Origin of the sequence: Pseudonocardia yuanmonensis (assembly GCF_039542425.1) — a bacterium.
GTDB lineage: Bacteria > Actinomycetota > Actinomycetes > Mycobacteriales > Pseudonocardiaceae > Pseudonocardia > Pseudonocardia yuanmonensis.
Genome location: NZ_BAABIC010000015.1, coordinates 129,702 through 151,990, shown reverse-complemented (window position 1 = coordinate 151,990; position 22,289 = coordinate 129,702). Strand labels below are relative to the sequence as shown.

25 protein-coding genes and 2 pseudogenes are annotated in these 22,289 nt (G+C 74.7%); 5 read left to right on the top strand and 22 right to left on the bottom strand.

Features of this window, described 5'->3' with window-relative positions:
- Positions 1-22 precede the first annotated feature (22 nt).
- Positions 23-682 carry a maleylpyruvate isomerase family mycothiol-dependent enzyme gene (locus ABD990_RS21995; RefSeq protein ID WP_345382605.1) on the bottom strand — a complete coding sequence of 220 codons (660 nt, stop codon included), beginning with the start codon at positions 680-682 and terminating at the stop codon, positions 23-25.
- Between the two features lie 290 nt (positions 683-972).
- Here ABD990_RS21995 and ABD990_RS21990 point away from each other — a divergent pair, with 290 nt between their 5' ends.
- Positions 973-1,713, top strand: coding sequence for a gamma carbonic anhydrase family protein (locus tag ABD990_RS21990; RefSeq protein ID WP_345382604.1), 741 nt, complete (start codon positions 973-975; stop codon positions 1,711-1,713).
- 6 nt (positions 1,714-1,719) lie between these two features.
- On the opposite strand, the gene ABD990_RS21985 is transcribed toward ABD990_RS21990, so the two are convergent.
- Genes ABD990_RS21985 through ABD990_RS21960 form a run of 6 tightly spaced genes read right to left on the bottom strand, consistent with a single transcriptional unit; the run spans position 1,720 to position 8,353 of the window.
- Positions 1,720-2,694, bottom strand: a complete 975-nt coding sequence (locus ABD990_RS21985; RefSeq protein ID WP_345382603.1) for a 5-oxoprolinase subunit C family protein — start codon at positions 2,692-2,694, stop codon at positions 1,720-1,722.
- The gene (locus ABD990_RS21980; RefSeq protein ID WP_345382602.1) at positions 2,691-3,578 is read right to left on the bottom strand and encodes a 5-oxoprolinase subunit B family protein; all 888 of its coding nucleotides are present in this window, start codon (positions 3,576-3,578) and stop codon (positions 2,691-2,693) included. Before ABD990_RS21980 ends, ABD990_RS21985 begins: the two co-directional genes overlap by 4 nt.
- The gene (locus tag ABD990_RS21975; RefSeq protein ID WP_345382601.1) at positions 3,575-4,933 is read right to left on the bottom strand and encodes an acetyl-CoA carboxylase biotin carboxylase subunit; all 1,359 of its coding nucleotides are present in this window, start codon (positions 4,931-4,933) and stop codon (positions 3,575-3,577) included. The genes ABD990_RS21980 and ABD990_RS21975 overlap by 4 nt, the downstream gene beginning before the upstream one ends.
- On the bottom strand, positions 4,930-5,175 hold the full coding sequence (locus ABD990_RS21970) for an acetyl-CoA carboxylase (RefSeq protein WP_345382600.1): 246 nt from the start codon (positions 5,173-5,175) through the stop codon (positions 4,930-4,932). Before ABD990_RS21970 ends, ABD990_RS21975 begins: the two co-directional genes overlap by 4 nt.
- 29 nt (positions 5,176-5,204) lie before the next feature.
- Positions 5,205-5,927 carry a LamB/YcsF family protein gene (locus tag ABD990_RS21965; protein WP_345382599.1) on the bottom strand — a complete coding sequence of 241 codons (723 nt, stop codon included), beginning with the start codon at positions 5,925-5,927 and terminating at the stop codon, positions 5,205-5,207.
- Between the two features lie 47 nt (positions 5,928-5,974).
- Positions 5,975-8,353 (bottom strand): xanthine dehydrogenase family protein molybdopterin-binding subunit, encoded by a 2,379-nt coding sequence (locus tag ABD990_RS21960; RefSeq protein ID WP_345382598.1) that lies wholly within the window; start codon positions 8,351-8,353, stop codon positions 5,975-5,977.
- A 149-nt stretch (positions 8,354-8,502) separates the two neighbouring features.
- Between ABD990_RS21960 and ABD990_RS21955 the strand changes: the two genes are divergently transcribed.
- Together ABD990_RS21955 and ABD990_RS21950 are read left to right on the top strand one after the other, a co-directional pair.
- On the top strand, positions 8,503-10,041 hold the full coding sequence (locus ABD990_RS21955) for a helix-turn-helix domain-containing protein (RefSeq protein ID WP_345382597.1): 1,539 nt from the start codon (positions 8,503-8,505) through the stop codon (positions 10,039-10,041).
- 137 nt (positions 10,042-10,178) lie between these two features.
- Positions 10,179-10,322, top strand: coding sequence for a hypothetical protein (locus ABD990_RS21950; protein WP_345382596.1), 144 nt, complete (start codon positions 10,179-10,181; stop codon positions 10,320-10,322).
- 99 nt (positions 10,323-10,421) lie between these two features.
- Here the strand turns inward: ABD990_RS21950 and ABD990_RS21945 are convergent, their stop codons facing one another.
- The 3 genes from ABD990_RS21945 to ABD990_RS21935 all read right to left on the bottom strand — a co-directional run bounded on the left by ABD990_RS21945 (position 10,422) and on the right by ABD990_RS21935 (position 12,431).
- The gene (locus tag ABD990_RS21945) at positions 10,422-11,033 is read right to left on the bottom strand and encodes an FMN-binding negative transcriptional regulator (RefSeq protein WP_345382595.1); all 612 of its coding nucleotides are present in this window, start codon (positions 11,031-11,033) and stop codon (positions 10,422-10,424) included.
- Positions 11,034-11,147: 114 nt separating this feature from the next.
- Complete coding sequence (locus tag ABD990_RS21940) at positions 11,148-11,858, bottom strand: alpha/beta fold hydrolase (RefSeq protein ID WP_345382594.1); 711 nt, start codon at positions 11,856-11,858, stop codon at positions 11,148-11,150.
- A gap of 123 nt (positions 11,859-11,981) precedes the next feature.
- Positions 11,982-12,431: a hypothetical protein gene (locus ABD990_RS21935; RefSeq protein WP_345382593.1), complete on the bottom strand. Its 450-nt coding sequence runs from the start codon at positions 12,429-12,431 to the stop codon at positions 11,982-11,984.
- A 217-nt stretch (positions 12,432-12,648) separates the two neighbouring features.
- Between ABD990_RS21935 and ABD990_RS21930 the strand changes: the two genes are divergently transcribed.
- Complete coding sequence (locus ABD990_RS21930; RefSeq protein WP_345382592.1) at positions 12,649-13,221, top strand: SDR family oxidoreductase; 573 nt, start codon at positions 12,649-12,651, stop codon at positions 13,219-13,221.
- Entirely contained in the window at positions 13,218-13,682 is a 465-nt protein-coding gene (locus tag ABD990_RS21925) for a cupin domain-containing protein (protein WP_345382591.1), read from the top strand. Before ABD990_RS21930 ends, ABD990_RS21925 begins: the two co-directional genes overlap by 4 nt.
- A 171-nt stretch (positions 13,683-13,853) precedes the next feature.
- Here the strand turns inward: ABD990_RS21925 and ABD990_RS21920 are convergent, their stop codons facing one another.
- From ABD990_RS21920 to ABD990_RS34475, 12 genes and pseudogenes are all read right to left on the bottom strand, one after another.
- Entirely contained in the window at positions 13,854-14,633 is a 780-nt protein-coding gene (locus tag ABD990_RS21920) for a glycosyltransferase family 2 protein (RefSeq protein WP_345382590.1), read from the bottom strand.
- 187 nt (positions 14,634-14,820) lie between these two features.
- Positions 14,821-15,372, bottom strand: coding sequence for a (2Fe-2S)-binding protein (locus ABD990_RS21915; protein WP_345382589.1), 552 nt, complete (start codon positions 15,370-15,372; stop codon positions 14,821-14,823).
- Positions 15,362-16,225: an FAD binding domain-containing protein gene (locus tag ABD990_RS21910; protein ID WP_345382588.1), complete on the bottom strand. Its 864-nt coding sequence runs from the start codon at positions 16,223-16,225 to the stop codon at positions 15,362-15,364. The genes ABD990_RS21915 and ABD990_RS21910 overlap by 11 nt, the downstream gene beginning before the upstream one ends.
- On the bottom strand, positions 16,222-18,483 hold the full coding sequence (locus tag ABD990_RS21905; protein ID WP_345382587.1) for a xanthine dehydrogenase family protein molybdopterin-binding subunit: 2,262 nt from the start codon (positions 18,481-18,483) through the stop codon (positions 16,222-16,224). Before ABD990_RS21905 ends, ABD990_RS21910 begins: the two co-directional genes overlap by 4 nt.
- Positions 18,484-18,743: 260 nt before the next feature.
- Positions 18,744-19,016: an SRPBCC family protein gene (locus ABD990_RS21900; protein ID WP_345382586.1), complete on the bottom strand. Its 273-nt coding sequence runs from the start codon at positions 19,014-19,016 to the stop codon at positions 18,744-18,746.
- A 192-nt stretch (positions 19,017-19,208) separates the two neighbouring features.
- Complete coding sequence (locus ABD990_RS21895; protein WP_345382585.1) at positions 19,209-19,754, bottom strand: SDR family oxidoreductase; 546 nt, start codon at positions 19,752-19,754, stop codon at positions 19,209-19,211.
- 68 nt (positions 19,755-19,822) lie between these two features.
- Positions 19,823-19,975, bottom strand: a pseudogene (locus tag ABD990_RS21890) (SDR family NAD(P)-dependent oxidoreductase); the annotation flags it as partial.
- Positions 19,975-20,634: an enoyl-CoA hydratase/isomerase family protein gene (locus ABD990_RS21885; RefSeq protein WP_345382584.1), complete on the bottom strand. Its 660-nt coding sequence runs from the start codon at positions 20,632-20,634 to the stop codon at positions 19,975-19,977. The gene ABD990_RS21885 and the pseudogene ABD990_RS21890, both read right to left, overlap by 1 nt.
- Complete coding sequence (locus ABD990_RS21880; protein WP_345382583.1) at positions 20,580-20,714, bottom strand: hypothetical protein; 135 nt, start codon at positions 20,712-20,714, stop codon at positions 20,580-20,582. Before ABD990_RS21880 ends, ABD990_RS21885 begins: the two co-directional genes overlap by 55 nt.
- Positions 20,711-21,766, bottom strand: a complete 1,056-nt coding sequence (locus tag ABD990_RS21875) for a zinc-binding dehydrogenase (RefSeq protein WP_345382582.1) — start codon at positions 21,764-21,766, stop codon at positions 20,711-20,713. The genes ABD990_RS21880 and ABD990_RS21875 overlap by 4 nt, the downstream gene beginning before the upstream one ends.
- A complete protein-coding gene (locus ABD990_RS21870; protein ID WP_345382581.1) occupies positions 21,763-22,068 on the bottom strand; it encodes a DUF1330 domain-containing protein in 306 nt (101 codons plus the stop codon). The genes ABD990_RS21875 and ABD990_RS21870 overlap by 4 nt, the downstream gene beginning before the upstream one ends.
- 54 nt (positions 22,069-22,122) lie before the next feature.
- Positions 22,123-22,275, bottom strand: a pseudogene (locus ABD990_RS34475) (SDR family oxidoreductase); the annotation flags it as partial.
- Positions 22,276-22,289: the final 14 nt, after the last annotated feature.

Here is a 22,289-nt window from a genome sequence, read left to right as displayed (position 1 = left end):
CGACCCGCTCGCGGCGGAGGGCTCAGGCGAGCCGCCGGGCGAGCAGGTCCATGCCGGGGCCGCTCAGCCCCGCCAGGCCGGCGGGCCGGCCGGACGCGACGAGCAGCAGGTCCACCACGGTGCCGTGCACGGCCGGGCCCTGCCCGCCGGACCACTCCGCGTCCGTCGCGACCAGCTCGAGGCCGGTCACCCGCTTCGGCCCGCCGAGGAAGCGGCTGCCCGCGACGTACACGAGCGAGGGCAGCGCGACCGCGGGCGAGGTCGGGTACGGCCGCCCGAGGGGGCGGGCGATGTCCTGGGCGTGGATGACCAGGTCCATCAACGGGTCCATGGGGCCGCTGCCCGGGAACCGGCGCGACGAGTCCGCGCTCTCCCGCAGCTGGGCCACGAGCTCGGCGGGCGTGAACCGGGCCGCCCGCTCGCGCGCCACGGTCACCTCCATACGGTCGAAGCTGCCCCGGGCCCGGATCGCCTGGACGAGCACGAACCGGATCGTCGCGCGGGTGGTGACCGTCAGGTGGGCGACCACCTCCCGCACCCGCCATGCGGTGCACAGGGACTGAACGTCCCAGTCCGCGTCGTCGAGCCCGTCGAGGAAGCCGCAGAGGTTCAGGCGCTCGGTCCGCACGGCGGCCTCGATCTCGCCCGGCTCCAGGGTGGTCGCGTGCCGGTCGGCGTGCATGGGCGTCCATCCTCCGAGGTCGTGATCACGTTCCGCCGTTGGAGACCTCGGAGGCGCGCGGAACTCATCTGTGGGGCGAGGGAGGTGCGGCCGGTGAGGCCCGGCGTCGCACCCCCGCAGGCACCCGGACCTCCCCCGTGCGACGCGCAGCCGAGTGACGGACGTCCGTACCTTGTCGGCGCCCGGGTACCCGAGGACAATTTCCGTCCGCGCGAGGACCGGCAGGGAGCGCCGGGGTCGGCGGGACGCCCGCCGCCCCGGGCTCGTCAGGCGTTCACCGGGAGGCCGCCATGGCCGAGGAGTACCAGCCCCTTCCGCCGCCCGTGGGCCGCGACGCGTTGTTCGTCCGGCACCGGCTGCAGAGCCCGCGGGTGGCGCAGTCCGCGTACATCGCGCCGAACGCGGTGCTGTGCGGGGACGTCACCGTCGGCCCGCACAGCCGCGTCCTGTTCGGAGCGGTGATCACGGCGGAGGGCGGCCCGGTCGAGATCGGCGCCCACTGCGTGATCATGGAGAACGCCGTGGTCCGCGGCGTCGCGCGGCACCCGGCCCGGCTCGGCGACCACGTGCTCGTGGGGCCGCACGCCGCCCTGACCGGCTGCGTGATCGAGGGGGACACCCGGATCGCGACCGGCGCGATGGTGTTCAACGGTGCCCGCGTCGAGGTCGGCGCGGAGATCGACTTCCATGCCGTCGTGCACGTCAACACGCGCGTCCCCGCCGGCACCTTCGTGCCGATGGGCTGGTTCGCGGGCGGCGACCCGGCCGAGCTGGTCGCCCCCGGGGAGCACGAACGCATCCGGGAGCTGCTGGGCCCGCTCGACTACTCCGGCACCGTCTTCGGCGTCGGCCGCACCGACATGCCCGACATCGCCCGCCGCTACGCCCGGGCCCTGGCCCTGCACCACCGGGACACCATCCTGCAGCCCAGCCAGCACGACGTCCTGCCGGAGGAGCCGGCCGAGGGGAACGGCAACCAGCGGGGCCGGAGCTCCTCGACGAAGGTGACCGCGGACCAGCGGTTCCTGTAGCGGCGGTCAGGGCGCGAGCGCCTCCCGCAGCCGGTCCAGCCGCCGGCGGCGCTCCGCGCGGGCGGCGAGGGCCCCGTCGAGATCCACCTCCACGAACCGGGTCCTCGTGCGCGGCGCCGACTGGGCGACGACGTCGAGGTCCCCGGAGAGGACCGTCGCGACCATCATGTAGCCGCCGCCGGAGACGGCGTCCCGGTGCAGCACGATCGGCTCCACCCCGCCCGGGACCTGGATCGAGCCGATCGGGTAGGGCGCGTCCACGATGTTCGACGGGTCCTGCCCGGCCCCGAACGGGGGTTCCCGCTCGACGGTCTCCAGCTCCGCCCCGCCGTAGCGGAAGCCGATCCGGTCGGCGACGGGCGTGAGCGTCCAGGTGGTGTCGAGGAAGGTCGAGCGCCCCGCGGCGGTGAGCCGGTGGTCGTAGAGCCCCATCAGCACCCGGACCTCGACCTCCTTGCCCAACGCCGGTCGCAGGTCCGCCGGCACGCTCAGTCCGGCCCGCCCCGGCGCGCCGCCGATCGGCAGCACGTCCCCCTCGGTGAGCGGGCGCCCCTCGAGGCCGCCGAGGGCGCCGAGCCCGTAGGTGGAGCGGCTGCCGAGGATCTCGGGGACGTCGACCCCGCCGGAGACCGCCAGGTAGGCCCGGGCCCCCGCCTGCAGGTAGCCGAAGTCGAGCACGTCCCCCTCGGCGACCGGGAACGACTCCCAGACCGGGCGTTCCTCGCCGTTCACCTTCGGGACCATCTCGGCGCCCGCCACCGCGACCGTGGCCGCCGCGGTGAACCGCAGCTCCGGCCCCATGTAGACCATCTCCAGCACGGCGGCGCCGGCCGGGTTGCCGACGAGCAGGTTCGCCGCCGTCAGCGAGTACTGGTCGAGCGCGCCCGACGGCGGGATGCCCAGGTGGTAGTAGCCGGTGCGGCCGGCGTCCTGCACGGTCGTGGCCAGCCCGGGCTTGCGGACCTCGATCGTGCCGCTCATACCAGCACCTCCAGCAGGCGCGCGTTGTAGCCGTCGGGGTCGTCGAGGAAGGGCTGCAGCGCGAACTCGACCTCGCGGGCGGTGATGCGGAAGGTGCCCGCCTCCACCTCGGCGACGGCGGCGTCGTACTGCTCGCGGTCGATCGGCCGGAACTTGACGATGTCCCCGGGCCGGAAGAACACCAGGAAGTCCGTGAAGTCCGGCAGCGTCTGCGTCGGGTCGTAGATCGGGGCCGGGGTGATCCCGAACATCTGGTACCCGCCCGCGCCCCGCACGGAGTAGATGCAGGAGAAGCAGCCGCCGTAGCCGACCGTCTGCTTCGGGGTGTCCGTGCGCGGCCGCAGGTACTTCGGCACGAGGATCTGCCGCTCCCGGGGCACCATCTGGAACTTGAACGGCAGCCCGGCCACGAAGCCGACCATGGAGGTGAACCAGGGCGAGCCGGAGTGCGCGGCGATGAAGTCGTCCACGGACGAGTAGCCGTTGATCCGGGCCGCGTACTCGATGTCGGTGGCGTCCGGGTCCTGGTGGCGGTCCCGGAACCGCATCAGCGTCTCGGTGGTCCAGGGGTCGCGGTAGAACACCGGGATGTCCAGCACCCGGCTGGGCAGTGCCACGCTGCGCGCGTCGCCGACCTTGCGCTCGAGGTCCTTGAGGTGCTCGAGCAGGGTGCCCGGGTCGAGCACGTCCGGGTCGTAGCGGACCTGGTAGGACGCGTTCGCGGGGCAGATCTCGAGCAGCCCGTCGGGCCGTTCGTCGCGCAGCGCGGTGGTGATGGCCATGGCCCGGAAGTTGGCCTGCAGGCTCATCTCCTCGGCCAGCTCCACGAACACGAACTCGTCCCCGCCCCAGCTGTAGCGGGCCGCCTGCACAGCGGTGCTCACGCGCTCTCCTCCCGTTCGGCGAGCCAGCGCTCGAGGGTCCCGGTGTGGAACCGGCCGGCGGTGAACCAGTCCTGGTCGAGCAGCTCGCCGAACAGGCCCGCCGTCGTGGGGACGCCCGCGACGGAGAACTCGGCGAGCGCACGGCGGCCGCGGCGCAGGGCCTCGTCCCGGTCCGCGCCCCACACGACGATCTTGGCCACCAGCGAGTCGTAGAAGGGCGGCACCGCGGCGTCCGGCTCCAGCCAGGTGTCGCAGCGCACCCACGGGCCGGCGGGCAGCACGACCCGCCCGACGTTCCCGGGGGAGGGCAGGAAGTCCCGGGCCGGGTCCTCGGCGAGCACCCGGAACTCGACGGCGTGCCCGCGTGCCACCGGGACCTCCGGCAGCACGGCCCGCAACGGCTCCCCCGCCGCGATCCTCAGCTGCGCGGCCACGAGGTCGACGCCGGTGACGAGCTCCGTGACCGGGTGCTCGACCTGGATCCGGGTGTTCATCTCGATGAAGAAGAACTCGCCGGTCTCGTCGTCGACCAGGAACTCCACGGTGCCCGCGCTGCGGTAGCCGACCTCCCGGCACAGCGCGACCGCCGCCTCGGTCATGCCCCGGCGGGTGTCCTCGGCGAGCGTGGGGGCAGGGGCCTCCTCGACCAGCTTCTGCCTGCGCCGCTGCAGCGAGCACTCCCGCTCGTCGAGGTGCTCGGCGGCGGTGCCGTCGCCGAGCACCTGCACCTCGACGTGCCGGGCCCGCGTCACGAACCGCTCCAGGTACATCGTCCCGTCGCCGAAGGCCTTCTCCGCCTCCGCCGAGGCCTGACCGAACGCCGCCCGCAGCTCGCCGGCGTCCCGCACCACGCGGATGCCCCGGCCACCGCCGCCGGCGGCCGCCTTGAGCATCACCGGGTAGCCGACCTCGTCCGCCGCGGCCAGCGCCTCGTCGACGCCGGCCACCCCGCCGGGGGTGCCCGGCACCGTGGGCATCCCGGCGGCCCGGGCGACCTCGCGGGCGGCGACCTTGTCCCCCATGCGCTCGATCACCGCCGCGTCCGGGCCCACGAAGGTCAGCCCGGCATCCGCGACCGCGGCGGCGAAGGAGGCGCGCTCGGAGAGGAAGCCGTACCCGGGATGCACCGCGTCGGCCCCGGTCTCCTTGGCCGCGCCCAGGATCGCGTCCGCCACCAGGTAGCTCTTCGACGCCGGCGAGGGTCCGATCGCCACCGCGACGTCCGCGAGCCGGGTGTGCAGGGCGTCCGCGTCCGCCTTCGAGTGGACGGCGACGGTGCGGATCCCGAGGTCCCGCGCGGCCCGGATGACCCGGACGGCGATCTCGCCGCGGTTGGCGACGAGCAGGGTCCTCATCCGGTCTCCACCACCGCCACGGCCTGCCCGGCGTCGACCTCGTCCTCGTCCTCCACCAGGAACTCGACGACCCGCCCGCCGGCGCCCGCGGGGACCTGGTGGAAGGACTTCATGACCTCGACCAGGCCGACCGGCGAGTCCGCCCCGACCTCGTCGCCGTCGGAGGCGAACGGCGGGCTGCCGGGGTCGGGGCGCCGGTAGAACACGCCGGGGATCGGGGATCGGACCTCGTGTCGGGTCACCGCTGCACGCTCCTGGTGGGGTCGCCGGATCAGGACAGGTGGGGCTCGAGGGCCGCGTGGACCGCCCGGGCGAGCTCGACGGCGTTCGGCGTGTCCGAATGCACGCACACGCAGTCCGCCCGCACGGTCAGCTCCTTGCCGTTCACCGAGGTCGCCTTGCCCTCGGTGACGGCCCGCAGCGCCCGCTGCGCGGAGGTCGCCGGGTCGAACGCCTCGTGCTCGCGGGTGATGATCAGGGAGCCGTCGTCCCGGTAGTCCAGGTCGGCGTAGTACTCCGAGAGGAACCCGGGCCCGCGCGCGCCCCAGACCTCCTCGTGGACCGTGCCGGCCATGCCCATCAGGGGTACGCCGAACACGTCCGCGGCATCGGCGACCGCCTCCGCCACCTCGGGGTCCCGGGCGGCCATGCCGTACAGCGAGCCGTGCGGCTTGACGTGGTTGAGCTCCATGCCCTCGCGCCGCAGGAAGCCCTCCAGCGCGCCGATCTGGTAGATCACCGCGGCCGTCAGCTCGTCGCGCTCCATCTTCATCTCGCGCCGGCCGAAGCCCTCCCGGTCCGGCAGCGACGGGTGCGCGCCCACCTTCACGCCGTGCTCCTTGGCCAGCGCCACGGTCCGCGACATCACCCGCGGGTCCGACGCGTGGAAGCCGCACGCGACGTTGGCGACCGTGACGTAGGGCATCAGCCCCTCGTCGTCGCCGCAGCGGTAGATGCTGAACGCCTCGCCCATGTCGCAGTTGATCGCCACCATCGCCGGCTCTCCTCCCGTGCTCGCGGGGTGGGTGTCACTGGTGTCCGTCAGGGGTGTCGGTGAGTCTGCCCGCGCGCCTCGGTGATCGCCCGCCACACGGCCTGCGGGGTCGCCGGCATGTCCACGTGCCGCACGCCCAGGTGGGCCACGGCGTCGATCACCGCGTTGACCACGGCCGGTGAGGAGCCGATCGCCCCGGACTCGCCGATCCCCTTCACCCCCAGCGGGTTCGTCGACGACGGCGTGACGGTCTGGTCGAGCTCGAACCACGGCAGGTCGGTGGCGGAGGGGATGGTGTAGTCGGCGAGGGTGCCGGTGGTCGGGTTGCCCTCGGCGTCGAAGGCGGCCTGCTCGTAGAGCGCCTGCCCGATGCCCTGCGCGATGCCGCCGTGCAGCTGCCCCTCCACGATCTGCGGGTTCACCACGTGCCCGCAGTCGTCCACGGCCACGTAGCGGCGGATCCGGGTGTGGCCGGTCTCGGTGTCCACCTCGACCACGCACACGTGCGTGCCGAAGGGCCACGTGAAGTTGGGCGGGTCGAAGTGGTGCTCGGCGGTGAGGTTCGGCTCCATGCCCTCGGGCAGGTCCGCCGCGAGGGACGCCGCACCCGCCACCTCCTGGATCGTCACACCCGGGCCGGACGTGCCGGCCACCGAGAACCGCCCGCCGACGAACTCGACGTCCGCCTCGTCCGCCTCGAGCAGGTGGGCGGCGATCCGGTGCGCCTTGTCCAGCACCTTGCCCGCGGCCAGGTACACCGCGGTGCCGCCGACGGCGAGGCTGCGCGAGCCGTAGGTGTCCCGGCCGAACGGGGCGACCGCGGTGTCGCCGTGCAGCACCACCACGTCGTCGGGGTGCACGCCGAGCTTGTCCGCCACGAGCTGCGACCACGTCGTCTCGTGGCCCTGGCCGTGCGGCGAGGTCCCGGTGACGACCTCGACCCTGCCGCTGGTCGTCATCCGCACGGTGGCGGCCTCCCACCCGCCGGACTGCAGGCGCACCCCGGCCGCCACCTTCGACGGCGACAGCCCGCCGCTCTCGGTGAAGTTCCCGATGCCGACGCCGAGCTGCACCACCTCGCCGGACTCGCGGCGCCGCGCCTGCTCCTCGCGCAGTGCGTCGTAGTCGACCAGGGCGAGGGCCTTGCGCATGCACGCCTCGTAGTCGCCGGAGTCGTAGAGCACCCCGGACGGCACGGTGCGCGGCTCGAGGAACTTCGGGTGCAGGTTGCGCAGCCGCAGCTCGGCGGGGTCCATGTCCAGCTCGCGGGCCAGGTCGTCCATGATCCGCTCGTGGGCGTAGGCCGCCTCCGAACGGCCGGCGCCGCGGTAGGCGTCGGTCGGGGTGAGCGTGGTGAACACGCCGCGGCAGGTGAAGGAGTAGGCCCCGAAGTCGTAGAGCCCGCAGTAGGTGAACGCCCCGAACACCGCGATCCCGGGCGTGAGCAGCTGCAGGTAGGCGCCCATGTCCGCGAGCAGCTCGACCTTCATCCCGAGGATGCGGCCCTCCCGGGTGGCGGCCACCGCCATCCGCTGGACCTGGCCGCGGCCGTGCGTGGTGGCCAGGTGGTGCTCCGAGCGCGTCTCGGTCCACTTCACCGGCCGCCGCGTGCGCCGGGCCAGGACGAGCGCGAGGGCCTCCTCGGCGTACACGTTGAGCTTGGCGCCGAAGCCGCCGCCCACGTCCGGGGCCACCACCCGCAGCGCGGTGTCCGGCACCCCGCAGATCGCGGCGAGGATGTCGCGCACGAAGTGCGGCACCTGGGTGGAGGTGTACATCGTGAAGCGCCCGCCCACCGGCTCCGGCACGACGACGACCGCCCGCGGCTCCATCGGCGAGGCGATCACCCGCTGCTGCAGGTAGCGACCCTCCACCACGACGTCCGCCGCGGCGAACGCGGCGTCGACGTCCCCGGTCGCGAGCGGCCAGGTGTAGCAGTGGTTCGTGCCCAGCTCCGGGTGGACGAGCGGGGCGCCGGGCTCGAGCGCCGCCTCGACGTCGACGACGGCGGGCAAGGGCTCGTAGTCCACCTCGACCAGGTCGGCCGCGTCCCGCGCGGCGGCGGCGCTGCCGGCGAGCACGACGGCGACCCCGTCGCCCACGTGCTTGACCTCGGACACCGCGAGCGGCCGGTGGTCCGGGATCTTGATGTCCTCGGTGACCGGCCACCCGCAGGGGATGCCGGCGGCGAACTCGCCGTCGACGTCCCGCGCGGTGAGGACCTCGACCACGCCGGGCACGGCCCGGGCCGCGGCGGTGTCGATCCGGGTGATGCGGGCGTGCGGCACGGGGCTGCGCACCATCGCCAGGTGCAGCGTCCCGGCGGGCGCGATGTCGTCCGTCCACGTGGCCCGGCCGGTGAGCAGCGCCGCGTCCTCCTTGCGCGGCAGGCTCCGGCCGACGTAGCGCTCGGCGGTCTGGGTCACCGGATCACGTCCTTCGCGGTCGAGGAGTGGGACGGCACGCGCCTCGCCAGAGTGATCCACACCACGACGATGCACTAGTGTCCAGTTCGTCCCGTTACCCCGCCGGAACCAGACGATCCGTCCACCCGCCCGCGAGGAGGGGAGGCCCGATGCCGGTCACGCTCGGGGACCTGCTCGCCGACCGCGAGCTCGGCCTGTCCGTCGCGGTCGCCGGCCGGGGCCTCGACCGGCCGGTCAGCTGGGTGCACAGCAGCGAGCTGGCCGATCCCACGCCGTACCTCGACGGCGGCGAGCTGCTGCTCACCACCGGGCTTGCCCTCACCGGCACGGCGCCCGAGGACTACGCCGCGCGCCTGGCCGCCCACCGCCTCGCCGGCCTCGGCTTCGGCACGGACCTGGGCTACGCGCGGGTGCCGGCGGCGCTCGTCCGCTCCTGCACCGCGCACGGCCTGCCGCTGCTGGTGGTGCCCGAGCGCACCCCGTTCCTCGCCATCGCCAAGGCGGTGTCCGCCGCGCTCGCCGCCGAGTCCTACGCCCAGGTCGTGCGCACGGACCAGGCGCAACGCTCGCTCACCGCGGCCGCGCTGGGCCGCGGTGGCGCCGGCGGAGTGGTCCGCCGCCTCGCCGAGCTCCTCGACGGCTGGGCCGCGGTGGTCGACGCGGGCGACACGGTCCGCGTCTGCGCACCGCGCACCGCGGCCCGCCGGCTGTCCGGGCTGCGGTCGGAGCTGGCCCGGGTGCGCGGCCGGCACGGCGCCACCAGCGCGACCGTCGCGGACGGCGCGGACCACGTGGTGCTGCACCGGCTGCGGCTCCCCGGCCCCGGGGTGCTCGCCGTCGGCCGCCCGGCGCCGTTCAGTCCGGTGGACCTGCAGGTCGTCGGGGCGGCGGTCTCGGTGCTCACGCTGCTGCAAGCGCGCACGACCGCGGTCGGGCGGGCGGAGCGCGCACTGCGCACGGCGGTGCTGCGCGCGATGGTCGAGCTCCCCGGTCCGGGCGTGGCCGCGATCGGCGAGCCGCTCTGGGGCCGGCCGCCCGGGGAGGGCGCGCTGGTCCTGGCCCTGCGCGGGCGGTCCGGCTCGGCGGACGAGCTGCTCGACGCGCTCGAGGCGCTCGACGACGGGCCGCTGTTCTTCGCCGAGCTCGACGGCGCCGTCGTCGTGGTCGCCGAACCGGAGCTCGAGGCGGACGTGCTGGCCGCGACCGCCCGCGTCCCGGACGTGCGGGCGGGGGTGTCGGAGCCGGTGCGCGGGGCCGGCGACCACCCGCCCGGCGGCGCCCACAACGGCCTCCCGGTCGCCGGCCCGCTGCACACCGCCGTCGAGCAGGCCTCCCGCGCGCTCGACGCGGCCCGCCGGCTCGGGCGCGCCCGGGTGCGGTTCGCGGACCTGGCCGGGAGCGGCCTGCACGAGCTGGTGCCCGGGCGGGACGCGGCCGCCTTCGCCGAGGCGCTGCTGCACCCGCTGGTCCGGCACGACGCGCGCGGCCGGGGCGACCTGGTCGCCTCGCTGCGCGAGTGGCTCGCCCACCACGGGCAGTGGGATCCCGCGGCCGCGGCGCTCGGGGTGCACCGGCACACGCTGCGTGCCCGGATCGACAAGGCGGCGGAGCTGCTCGGGCGGGACCTCGACTCGCCGGGGGTGCGGGCGGAGCTGTGGTTCGCCCTGCACGTCCCGGCCCGCCCCTGACCGGGTGTCGGCCGATCGACCGACACCGGCGTCGTCCTGCGCGTCGACCGCCGGGCCGACGGTGCCGGGCAGCGATCCGGGGGACGGTTCTCGGTGTGGGGCCCGACCGCCCCGGATCACGCCGAAGGAGAGTCGCCATGAGCGCCACCGACACCCGCACCGCCACCCCCGCCGTCCCGGCCGGGCAGGGCTCCCCCGCCCGGACGGAGCCCGCCCGTCCCGGCACCCCCACGGCCGCCCTGGCCCTGCAGCGCCGGCTCGTCGCCGGCCTGGTCGGGTGACCATCGGGTCAGGGGCAGCCCCGCCGGGTGCGTCCGTCCGTCACGACGCCGGCGCTCCCGGGGCCGGCGCCTCAGGGCCGGTGCTTCAGGGCCGGTGCTTCAGGGCCGGTGCGCCGCGACGGCCTCCGCGCCGCGGGCGTCGCCGACCGAGTACAGGCCGTCGACGACGCCGTCGATGTCCGCGGCGGGCCGGTTCTGGCTCAGCTTGAACTTCGCCTCCACCCGCTCGATACGCACCTCGACGCCCACGATCGCGCGCAGCTGCCCGCGGAAGTACCTCTCCGGGGCGTCCTCGACGCGCCACGGCGCCGGCCGGCCCGCCTCGTGCAGGTCGGTCAGCCGCCGCACCACGTCCTCGATCCAGACGACGTCGTCGTGGACGGTCACGGTCCCGTGCACGTGCGCGGTCACGTAGTTCCACGTGGGGACGACCCGGCCGTGCTCGGCCTTCGAGGCGTACCAGGACGGGCTGACGTACGAGTCCGGGCCGCGGACGATCACCAGGCCCGGCCGGCCGTCGGCCCGCTTCCAGTGGTCGTTGGTGCGGGCGAGGTGGCCCAGCAGCACGCCGCGGACCGGGTCGTGGACGAACGGCAGCATCGTCGCCTCCAGCCCCTCCGGACCGTGGGTGACCAGGTCCGCGGCACCGTGGTGGGTCAGCAGCTGCTGCACGTCCCGGTCGTCCGGGGCGAAGTGGGTCGGCACGTACACGGGTGGCCTCGCTCCTCGTCGTCCGTCGTGGGACCGTCAGTCTGCGACGGTGAACGGCCCTACACGACGGCCGATCCGCGGTCGTTCCACCAGGCCATTTCGCGCGGCGTGTCCTCAGCTCCCCGACCGGACCGCCTCGGCGGCGGCCTCGATCAGCTGCAGCACGTCCTCCGGGTGCGAGACCATCGCCACGTGGTTCGTCGCGACCTCGACGGTCGTGGCGCCCATGCGGGCGGCGAACTGGCGCTGGGCCTCGGGCGGGATCGTCTGGTCGCCGTCCGCGACCAGGAACCAGGTCGGCTGCGACCGCCAGGCCGGGACGCCCATGACCTCCTCGACCGCCGACCAGGCCAGCGGCTGCTGCACGGCGCACATCACCCGCGCCCGGACCGGGTCGACGTCGGCCGCGAAGTGGTTCACGAAGTCGTCCTCGGGCAGCCACGCGAAGCCCTGCTCGTCGACGTCCAGGTGCGCCAGGGCCGGGCCCGGGGGTCCCTGCGCCAGCAGCTTGCCGATGGACTCGCCCTCGTCCAGGCCGAAGGCGGCGATGTAGACGATGCCGACGACGTTCGGTGCGTCCGCGCCCAGCGCGGTGACGATCTGACCGCCGTACGAGTGCCCGGCGACGAGGGTCGGGCCGTGCTGGCGGGCCAGCACCTGGCGGAGCCGGGCGACGTCGGCGGCCAGCGAGGACTCCGGGAACTGGGGCGCGGTCACGGTGTAGCCCTCGGCCTGCAGGCGTTCGACGACCGCGCTCCAGCTGGAGCCGTCGGCCCAGGCGCCGTGCACGAGGACGATGTTCGGTCGGCCGCTGGAGGTGGTCATGTCGTGCTCACGCCCGCGACGGTGTCGTGGACGTCCCGGTACTGCTCCACGGATCCGGCCCGGGTGGGTACGTCGTCGGCCATCGTTCGCTCCTCCGTCCAGCTCGGCTGTTCTCGGCTCGTCTCAGGAGGGCCAGGGGCTCGTGCCGCTGGTCCCGGTTCCGGCGGAGGTCCGCCGGTGGTGCACCGCCGCGTCCCTGAGCTCGGGGAGGTATCTCAGGACGTGCCCGGAGATGTCGGTGGCCGCCGACACCACGGCGTGGCTGAGCGCGCTGTCGTCGCCGGCGATGCGCATCTCGTGCGCGAGGGACTCGAGGAGCCGGGCGACCCCGGACAGCACGTACTCGCCGGGGAAGCGCTCGTCGAAGATCTGCTCCGCCCGGGCGCCGCGCAGCGCGGTGGCCGCCTCCATGAGCAGGGCGGGATCGCCGCGGAGGGTCCAGCGGTTCGAGAAGTCGTCCGTGCCCATGTCCTGCTCCAGCCCATCGCGAGTGCGCGTGCCGGCGGCGGTCGGCGTCGCGGCGGTCGTCGCGGTCGTCGCCCGGTGCGACTCGTCGACCGGCCGGGCGATCATCGGGATCCGTCCACGGGCCCGTCCCGGCCCTCGCTCCCGGGCGCCGCCCCGCCACACGAGACGGGGGGCCGCGTCCGGCATTCGACGCCGACGGCCGCGACGGCACTTCACCCGCCGGGGGTGATGGGCCGGGACACCGGCCTCCCCGAGGTCCGGTGTCGACACCCTCACCGGTGCGGGGCTCGAGGTCCTCCGGGGTGCGGACGTCGTCGTCGACGTGTCGAACTCGCCGTCGTTCGCGGACGACGACGTCATGCACTTCTTCCGCACCTCCACCACGCACCTGCTCGAGGCCGCGGCCGAGTACGGCGTGGCGCACCACGTGGCGTTGTCGGTGGTGGGCACCGAGCGGCTGGCGGGCTCGGGCTACTTCCGCGCCAAGATCGAGCAGGAGCGGCTGATCCGGGTGTCCGGGCAGGCGTACTCGATCGTGCACGCCACCCGGTTCTTCGAGTTCGTGCGGAGCATCGCGGACTCCGGCACCGTCGACGGCACGATCCACCTCGCGCCCGTCCTGATCCAGCCGATGGCGTCGGACGACGTCGCGGCCGCGGTCGCCCGGGTCGCCGTCGGCCCGCCGCCGAGGGCGGTGCGCGAGGTCGCCGGCCCGGAGCAGTTCCGGCTGACCGAGCTCGTGGCCAGGGGTCTGGCGGCCACCGGCGACCCCCGGCGGGTCGTCGCCGACGAGCAGGCCCGCTACTTCGACGTGCTGATCGACGAGAAGACCCTCCTTCCCGGCCCGGACGCCGAGCTCGGCCGGATGACCTTCGACGAGTTCCTGGAACGGTGAGCACCCATGTCCGTCGACCAGCCGCACCACCTCGAGGACCGGACGCGACGAGCCCGCCCCCGCAGTTCGAGGTCGTGGGCTCGGTGCCGACCCCGCCGGTACCGGACCCGTCCGAGACCATGACGCTCCTGGTCACCCTGCCGCCCGGCAGCACCGGCACCCCGCCGCACCGGCACACCGGGCCGGCCTTCGGGTTCGTGATCGAGGGCGAGATGATCGTCGACCTGGAGGGCGACCCCGAGCGCGTCGTGCGCGCCGGCGAGACGTTCTGGGAACCCGGCGGCGACCTGATCCACTACCAGCACGGCAACAACCTCGCCGACGCGCAGACGCGGTTCGTCGTGACCATGTTCGCCGTCCCCGGTCGGCCGATGCTCGTCCCGGTCGACGCCGAGGAGGACGTTCCTCAGGCAGGTCGCCCTCAGGTCAGCAGGGCCGCGGCCCGGGACGCGCCGCTGTAGACCCCCGCCCGGACGCCGTTGCGGGCGGCGCGCATCCGGGCCCGCCCGCCGGTGCCGCTGCGGTGCCAGGCCAGCAGCGCCTGACCCCACCGGTTGCGGGCCAGCCGGGCGGCGCCGGCGGTCAGCGCGATCCCGGCCCAGCGCTCGGCGACGTCGTCGAACCCGTCGCGGTTAGGCGAAGACCGCGGGCTGCACGTAGGCGAGGCCCATGGGCAGCCGGCGCATCATCGGCGCGTACTCGGTGAGCAGCTTCTCCAACGCGTCGTAGCGGGCGCCGCGGTCGGAGCTGATGCTCCCGGTCCGCATGAGCCGCATGTCCACCAGGTACCGGCGGACACCCCGGAACAGCGGCGTCGACGACCGGGCGCCGATCCGCAGCCACATCTCCTGGTCGACCGCGCTGGCCAGGCCGGTGTCGAACACGCCGACCTCGTCGAAGCAGCTGCGCCGCACGAGCAGCGAGCTGCCGTTGTGCGCGGGGTTGTTCTCGGCCAGGAAGCGGTCCATGTCGCAGACACCCGCGGGCTGCCAGCGCGGGCCCACGACCCGCCCGTTCTCCAGCATCACGCGGGTGTGGCAGAAGGTGGCGCCGACCCGGCCCCCGGCGCCCTCCAGAACGTCCAGCTGACGACGCAAGAACTCCGGGTGCCATCGGTCGTCGCCGTCCAGGAACGCGACGAACGGCGCCGACGACTCGACGATGCCGAGATTGCGCGCCGCGCCGGACCCGGCGTTGGGCGTGGAGATCAACCGGATGCGCGGATCGAGCGCCGCACGGGCCCGGACGACGTCGGCGGTGTCGTCGGTGGAGCCGTCGTCGATCACGAGGTACTCGAACCGACCCTCGGTCTGCCGCCGCACCGAGTCGATCGCCTCCCCGATCCAGGGGCCGACGTCGTAGGCCGGGGTGATCACCGACACGAGCGCGCCGCTCCGGCGCGAAGTGCTCATACCGGCTCCAACGATCCGGTTCTCCGCGCAACGTTCACCCTGACGGGTGGAACGGGACCTGCACAGAAGGGCGTATTCGTACAATTCCCCGAAATTTCCCCGGGCGATGCGAAGCCGGTCGGCTCGCCGCCGCAATCCCCTCGTTCCGGGCGGATCGGTGGTGTTCGGACGCCGACCGGCAGCCGGGTCAGGGCCCCTCTTCGGGCGGCGTCGGGGCGGCCGGTGCGTCCGGGCGCTCCCAGGCGCGGTCGGCGTGCAGGATCGCGTCGACGATCCCCTGGTAGCCCGTGCACCGGCACAGGTGACCGGACACGACCGTCCGGACCTCGTGCTCGTCGAGACCGCGGCGCTCGGTGAGCAGGCGGTGGGCGGTCATCAGCAGGCCGGGCGTGCAGAACCCGCACTGCAGGGCGTGATGGTCGGTGAACGCCTGCTGGATCGGGTGGAGCGGCTCGTCCGGTGCCGCCAGTCCCTCGACCGTCCGGACCTCGGCGCCCTCGGCCTGGACCGCGAGCAGCAGGCACGCGCGGACGGCCTCGCCGTCGACCTCGACGGTGCAGGCGCCGCACACGCCCTGCTCGCACGCGACGTGCGTCCCGGTCAGCCCGAGCTCGTCGCGCAGGGCGTCGGCCAGCGAGGTCCGGGTCTCCACGGTCATCCGGGCGGGTTCACCGTTCACGGTCAGCGCGACGATGACGGGGTCCGCCGCAGGGCGGACGAGCCGGTGGTCAGGCAGCACCGGGGACCTCCGTGTCCGGGCGGAGCACCCGCTCCAGCGCGCGGCGGACCAGGGTGCGGACGAGTACGCGGCGGTGGGCGGCGGTCGTGCGCTCGTCGTCGGTCGGGCGGCACTCGCGTGCGGCGATCTCGGCGATCTCCTGGGCGAGAGCGGGGTCTCCCGCCCCGCGCAGGCCCGCGACGGGGACCGCCCAGGGCACGTCGTGCACGCCGGCGCAGGCCACCCGCACCGCGTCGACGACGCCGGCGTGGACCCGCACGACCACGCCGACCCCGACGAGCGGCAGGTCGCCGGGACGCCGACCGAACTCGAGCCACGCGCTCCTGGTGTCGGCGGTGTCGAGCGGGACCGTCACGGCGACGGCCAGCTCGTCGGCCGCCAGCGCGGTCCGTCCCGCGCCGCGGTAGAGCTCCGCCGCTTCGACGGTCCGGTTGCCGCCCGCCGAGCGGACCTCCAGCGACCCACCGGTGGCGAGCAGCACCGTGGGCAGCTCGGCCGCCGGGTCGGCGAAGCAGAGGCTGCCGACCACCGTGCCGCGGGCCCGCGTGCCGGGACTGCCGACCCAGGGCAGGGCCGCGTCGAGCAGACCCGCCCCGGAACCCGCGCGGAGCACGGCGGCCTGCCGCACCGTGGCGCCGAGGCGGAGCCCCTGCCCGGTCGTGGTCCGCGTGCCCAGCCCGGCCACCCGGTTGACGTCGACCAGCAGGCCGGGCCGGTCCTGCCGCAGCGCCATCCGGGGCAGCAGGCTCTGTCCGCCCGCGAGGACCCGGGCGGCGGCGCCGCGCTCGGCGAGGAGGCCGAGTGCCTCGTCGATCGTGGACGGGCACGCGTAGTCGAACGGCGCGGGCTTCACCGGGCCGGTCCCCGGTGCGGGTCGACGAGCTCGTGCGGGCGGATCGGAGTGTGCGTCACGGTGATCCCGAGCGGGGCGACCGCGGCGGCGACCGCGCAGGCGACCGCCCCCGGCGTCGCGATCATGGCCGACTCGCCCATGCCCTTGATGCCGCCGCGGGTGTGCGGCGCGGGCGACTCCAGGTGCTCGAGGGCGACCCGCGGCAGGCAGCGGGCGGTCGGCAGGAGGTAGTCCGCGAACGAGGTGGCGCGCGGTACGCCGTCGGCGGCGTGGTCCGCGTCCTCGTAGAGGGCCGCGCCCACGCCCTGGGCGAACGCGCCGAGGGTCTGCCCGTCCACGATCATCGGGTTGATCACGGTGCCGCAGTCCTCGACCACCGCCGCGTCGACCACGTCGACCCGCCCCGTCCCGGGATCCACGTCGACGACCACGGCGACGCACCCGTTCGAGTAGGTGGCCGGCGGGTCGTAGAAGGCGGTGGCGGTGAGATCCGGCTCCGGCAGCGCCGCGCGGACGGCGGGGTCGGCGACGGCCGCGGTGGCGATCTCGGCCAGCCCGACCGAGCCGGAGGGGGCGACGGCCCGGCCGTCCCGGAAGGAGATCTCCCCCGGGTCGGCACCGAGCAGGTGTCCGGCCACCAGCGCGAGCTTCTCGGCGAGCCGTTCCGTCGCGTGCAGCAGCGCCCCGCCGATCACGGTCGCGACCCGGCTCGCGCGGGTGCCCGCGGTGCTCAACGGGGTGCCGGCGGTGTCGCCCGTCACGACGCGGACCCGCCGCGGGTCGCAGGTCAGCACGGACGCGACGACCTGGGCCAGGCTCGTGGCGTGGCCCTGTCCCTGCGACGGGGTCCCGACCACCGCGGTGACCGCACCGGACGCGGCCATCTCGACCCGCACCGAGTCGTGCGAGGCGAACGACCAGGAGGACTCCGCCGCCCCGGCCGAGCCCCAGCCCGACGGCTCGACGTACGGGCTGATCCCGACCCCGCGGTAGTGCCCGTCCGCGGTGGGCCCGGGGAGCACGTTCGCCGCGTCGACCAGCTTCGCCGCCCGCTCGATCGTGGCGAGGTGGCTGCCGCTGTCGTAGGTCATGCCCGTGGGCGTGGTGTAGGGCAGGTCGCCCGGCCGGATCAGGTTCTGCCTGCGCAGATCCAGCGGGTCGCGGCCGAGCAGCCGCGCGGCCCGGTCGATCAGCAGTTCCCGGGCCGTGTGCCCGCCCGTCCAGCCCACGCCCCGGTAGGGGGCGATCGGTGCCTTGGTGGTGAGCACCGAGCGCACGCGCCAGCCGGTCTCCGGGATGCGGTACGCGCCGGGCAGCAGCCCCGCCGCGAGGTAGGCCTCGATCAGGGCGCTCGCGGAGTTGAAGGAGTAGGCCCCGGCGTCGCCGAGCACGTCGCAGCGCAGGGCACGGAACGTGCCGTCGGCGTCGAGCGCCAGCGCCAGCTCGACGCGCTGGTCCTTGCCCTGCGGCCCGGCGACCGTGTTCTCCCGGCGGTCCTCCACCCACAGGACCGGACGGCCGACCGCGCGGGCCGCCAGCGCCACGGCGACCTCCTCCGGCGACGCCGGGATCTTCTGCCCGAACCCGCCGCCGACGTCGTCGACCAGCACCCGGACCGCGGCGAGGTCCATGCCGAGACAGGTCGCGATCTTCCGCTGGAGCAGGTGCGGGGACTGGGTGGAGGAACGCACGGTCAGCGCCCCGGCCACGGGGTCGAACGTGGCCGAACACGCACGGCCCTCCATCGGCGCGGCCGTGAGCCTGCCCGTGCTGAACGTCCCCTCGACGACGTGGTCGGCGGCGGCGAAGGCCGCCTCGAGACCGGGGGTCGCGCGCTCGCCGCGGTACACCTCGTTGCTGCTCAGGGTGGGGTCGAGAGGTGGCAGCGCCGTCGCCGTCCTCGGGTCGACGACCGGGGGCAGCACCGCGTAGCGGACCTCGACCAGGTCGGCGGCGTCCTCGGCCAGGGCCCGGCTCCCGGCCAGCACCATCGCCACGGCCTCGCCCACGAACCGCACGCGCTCCCCCGCGAGCGCGGGCTGCGGGGTCCTGACGAGGCCGGGCACGGCGACCGCGTCCACGAGCGGGATGTGCGGCAGGTCGGCCGCGGTCAGCACGGAGACCACCCCGGGGGCCGACATCGCCCTCGCGACGTCGACGCCGTCGACCAGGGCGTGCGGATGGGGCGAGCGGACGAAGCCGGCGTGCAGGCACCGCGCCGGCGGGACGTCGGCGGTGAACCTCCCGCGCCCACGCACGAGGGGGCCGTCCTCGAACCGTGGGAGGCGCGCCCCCAGGGAGGAGCTCGCGTCCGCGTCACGCACACCGACCACCCGCCGTCCTCGGCCGATCACTCCCCAGGTGTCGTGCCGCCGGCACACGTGCCCGGCGTCGCTCCGCAGTGCGGTGACGGCGGGAGCCGACGCCCCGCCGCACCGCTGCGGACGGTAACGGATCCCGGCGTGGGCGGGCGAGCGTTCGGATGGACGACTCGAGGCGGAGGTGCGAGCCGGAACGCTCACTCCCCCGGCGTCTCCGCCCGCCGCTTCAGCCCTTCGGCCTCGAGATCGACGTACCGCCGGACGGTCCGCACCATCAGACGCCAGACCGGGCCGGCCAGCAGACCGGTCTGCGCGAAGCGGAGGACGAGCGTGCACCCGCCGGCCGCCCGTCGGATCTCGTGCTCGGCCGTGGAGCGCAAGCCCGGAGCGTGCGAGGACCACGTGAACGAACGGCCGGGATCGACGTGGGTGACGGTCCACACCGCCGGCGGCAGGCGGGGCTGACGCACCCGGACCCGACGACCTACTGTTCACAAGGGAGCGCGGCAGGCTGCTCTGACGCTTCTACGAGCGCCAGGAGCACCCCGGGTCGCGCGTCGCGGGGACCTGGGCACTCCGGGGTCCTCTGATTCGCGTCATGGTTGATGTCATGGACGTCCCCAGAGTCGGCGGCGGCTCTCCGCGCCGGGTCGTCGGTGAACTCACGCTGCGCGCGGTGTCCGCCTCCTCATCAGGCCAGGCGCTCGCCCCCGTCGATCACCAGGGTCTCGCCCGTCACCCACACGGGCATCGTCGGAGACGAGGTAGGCCACCGCCGCGGCGACCTCCTCGACCGTGCCGAGGCGTCCGAGCAGGGTGTTCGCGCCCGCGGCCGCCTCCCGGCCCTCCCACAGCGACCGGGACAGGGCGGTCCGCACGACCCCGGGCGCGACGGCGTTCACCCGCACCCCCGGCGCGAGCTCGATGGCCAACTGCTGGGTCATGTGGACCAGCGCGGCCTTGGACGCACCGTAGACGCCGAGACCGGGCGCGTTGACGTAGGCGCCGACCGACGCGATGTTCACGACGACGCCGCCGTGGTCCCGCATCCACGCCCGCCACGCCACCCCCGCCCACAGCGCCGGCGCCCACAGGTCGACCTCGAGCGTCTTGAGGAACCGGGCGCGGTCCTGGTCCACGATCGGGCCGTGGGCCGGGTTCGTCCCCGCGTTGTTGACGAGGACGTCCAGCGACCCGAACGCGTCCACGGCGAACGCGACAGAGGCCTCGGCGGCAGGCTCGCGGTGTGGGCACCGAACCCGCGCACCCGCTCCGAGCCCAGGGAGTCCGCGGCCGCCTTGGCCGCCTCCTCCCGCCGGCTCGTGAGCACCACCGACGCGCCCCGGTCGAGCAGGGTCCGGGCGATCGCCAGGCCGATGCCGCGCGATCCTCCGGTGACGACGGCGGTGCGGCCGTCGAGGGTTCCCATCAGCGTTTCCCCGTGGTCTGTTCGAGGTAGCGGGCCGTCCAGCCGTCGTCGACGCGGCGGCACCACATCTCCAGCACCTCCCCCGGGTCCGCGCGCGCGATGCGGTCGGCGCCCTCCCGCCGCAGCTGGGCCTTGGTCAGCGCGAACGCGTCGGCGGGCGCGCCGACGGCGAAGGCGTCCGCCGCGGCGACCGCCTGGTCGAGCAGCGCGTCCGGCGCCACGACCTCGTCGACGAGTCCGAGGGCGTGGGCCTCGGCCGGGCCGTGGGTCTCCGCCTCCACGACCACCCGCCGCAGCGCGACCTCCCCGACCCGGTGCCGGAGGATCTCCAGCGCGGACTGTGGGAACGCCACCCCGACCTTCAGCTCCGGTGCTCCGAAACGACCGCGTCCGTCGGCCATCAGCACCCGGTTCGCGGCTGCGGCCAGTACGGCGCCCCCGGCGATCGCATGCCCGTTGACCGCCGCGACGGCCGGGACGTTCAGCGCGAACGCCGCGGTGAACAGCTCGTCGAGGGCGGGGAGGAACTCGCGGACGTACGCCGTACCCCCGTCCAGCAGCCGTCGGAGGTCGACGCCCGCCGAGAAGGCACGCCCGGCGCCCGTCAGAAAACCACCGGCCCGGTCACCGTGGAGAGCTCGGCCGTGAGTGCGCGGCACAGCTCCAGGTCCATGGCGTTGACCGGGCCGTGCTCGATCGTCAGGACGGTGACGGCCCCGCGCTGCTCGCGGGCGATCATCGGGCCGGGTCCAGGACGACCTTGCCGACGCCGCCGGTGCGGGCGGCGAGCATGGCGTAGGCGGCGGGCCCCTCGGAGAGCCCCCACCGGTGGGTGATCAGCCGGTCCGGCGCGAGCCGACCCGCCGCGGCGAGCGAGATCAGGGCGGGCAGCTCGCGCTGCGCCGAGCAGAGGCCGATCGCGAACTCCAGCTCCTTGGTCTGCGCCGCCTCCATCCGGAACGGGAAGGCGCCGTTGCGGCTCACCCCGATCACGCTCACCCGTCCCGCCTGCCGCGCCGCGCTCACGGCGAGCGCGATCGTCTCGTCCGCGCCGACCGCCTCGATCACGGCGTCGCACCCCTCCCCCGCCGTCAGCTCCTTGATCGACGCCTTCGGGTCCGTCGGGTCGACGGGCTCGGCGCCGTGCTCCACCGCCCACGCGCGTCGGTGGTCGACGGGGTCTGCGGCGAGCACGCGCGCGGCCCCCATCAGGAACGCCGACTGCACGGCCAGCTGGCCGACCGGCCCCAGACCGATCACCGCGACGACGTCCCCGGGCGTGATCCGGGCCCGTCGCGCCCCGTACCAGGCGGTGGGGGCGTTGTCGGTCAACAGGATCGCGGTGTCGTCGGTGACGCCCGCGGGGACCCGCAGCATGTTCATGTCGGCGTGGGGCACCGCGACCGCCTCGGCCTGGCAGCCGGGGAGGCGCTGGCTCATGCCGTAGCAGAACTCCTTCCACGGCTCGCGCCGGTGCTCGCACGCCACCACATGGCCCCGAGCGCAGGTGGCGCACCAGGCGCAGCCGATCGAGGCCGGGAGCAGCACGCGGTCGCCGACAGCGAAGCGACGCACCTCGCTTTCGACCTCCACCACCTCGCCGACGGCCTCGTGGCCGACGCAGTACCCGGTGTCGTGGCTGAACCCGTGTCCGGCGTAGACGTGCAGGTCGCTGCCGCACACGCCGGCTGCGCTCACCTGGACCACCGCGCCCAGCTCGTCGGCGGGCTTGGCGTCCGGGACGTCGACGACGCGGACGTCCTGCGGCCCGCTGTAGGTCAGTGCTTTCATTCCGGGAGGTGCACCCCGCTGCCGAACGCCACCCCGAGCAGTACGGTCGCGGACTTCTCCCGCAGGTGCTTGACCTCCGTGTACTCCGGGCTGTTCCACCAGCGGTCGAACTCGGCCTCGTCGGCGAACTCCAGCAGCACGACGACGTCCGGGTCCCCCTCCCCCTCGATCACCTTGTGGCCGGTGTTCACGCTCAGCGGTCTGCACTCGTAGGCACCGAGTGTGGCGGCCGTCCGCTGTTGGTACTGCGCGAACACCTCGGCGTCGTGCTTCTGGAGGGCGGCCAGCATGTAGTAGCTCATCGTTCTCCTCGGTTCGGGGTGGCGGTGGTGGCATAACCATCGGCGTGTGTGGACGATCCCCGGCGCGACGGCGTTGACCCGGATGCCCTCGGGCCCGTGCGTCATGGCCACGGAGCGGGTCAGCGACAGGACCGCACCCTTGGTCGCGGCGTAGGCCGGGCGGGGACGGGTGAGGGTCCCGGCCAGCGAGGACACGTTCACGATCGAGCCGCGCCCCGACG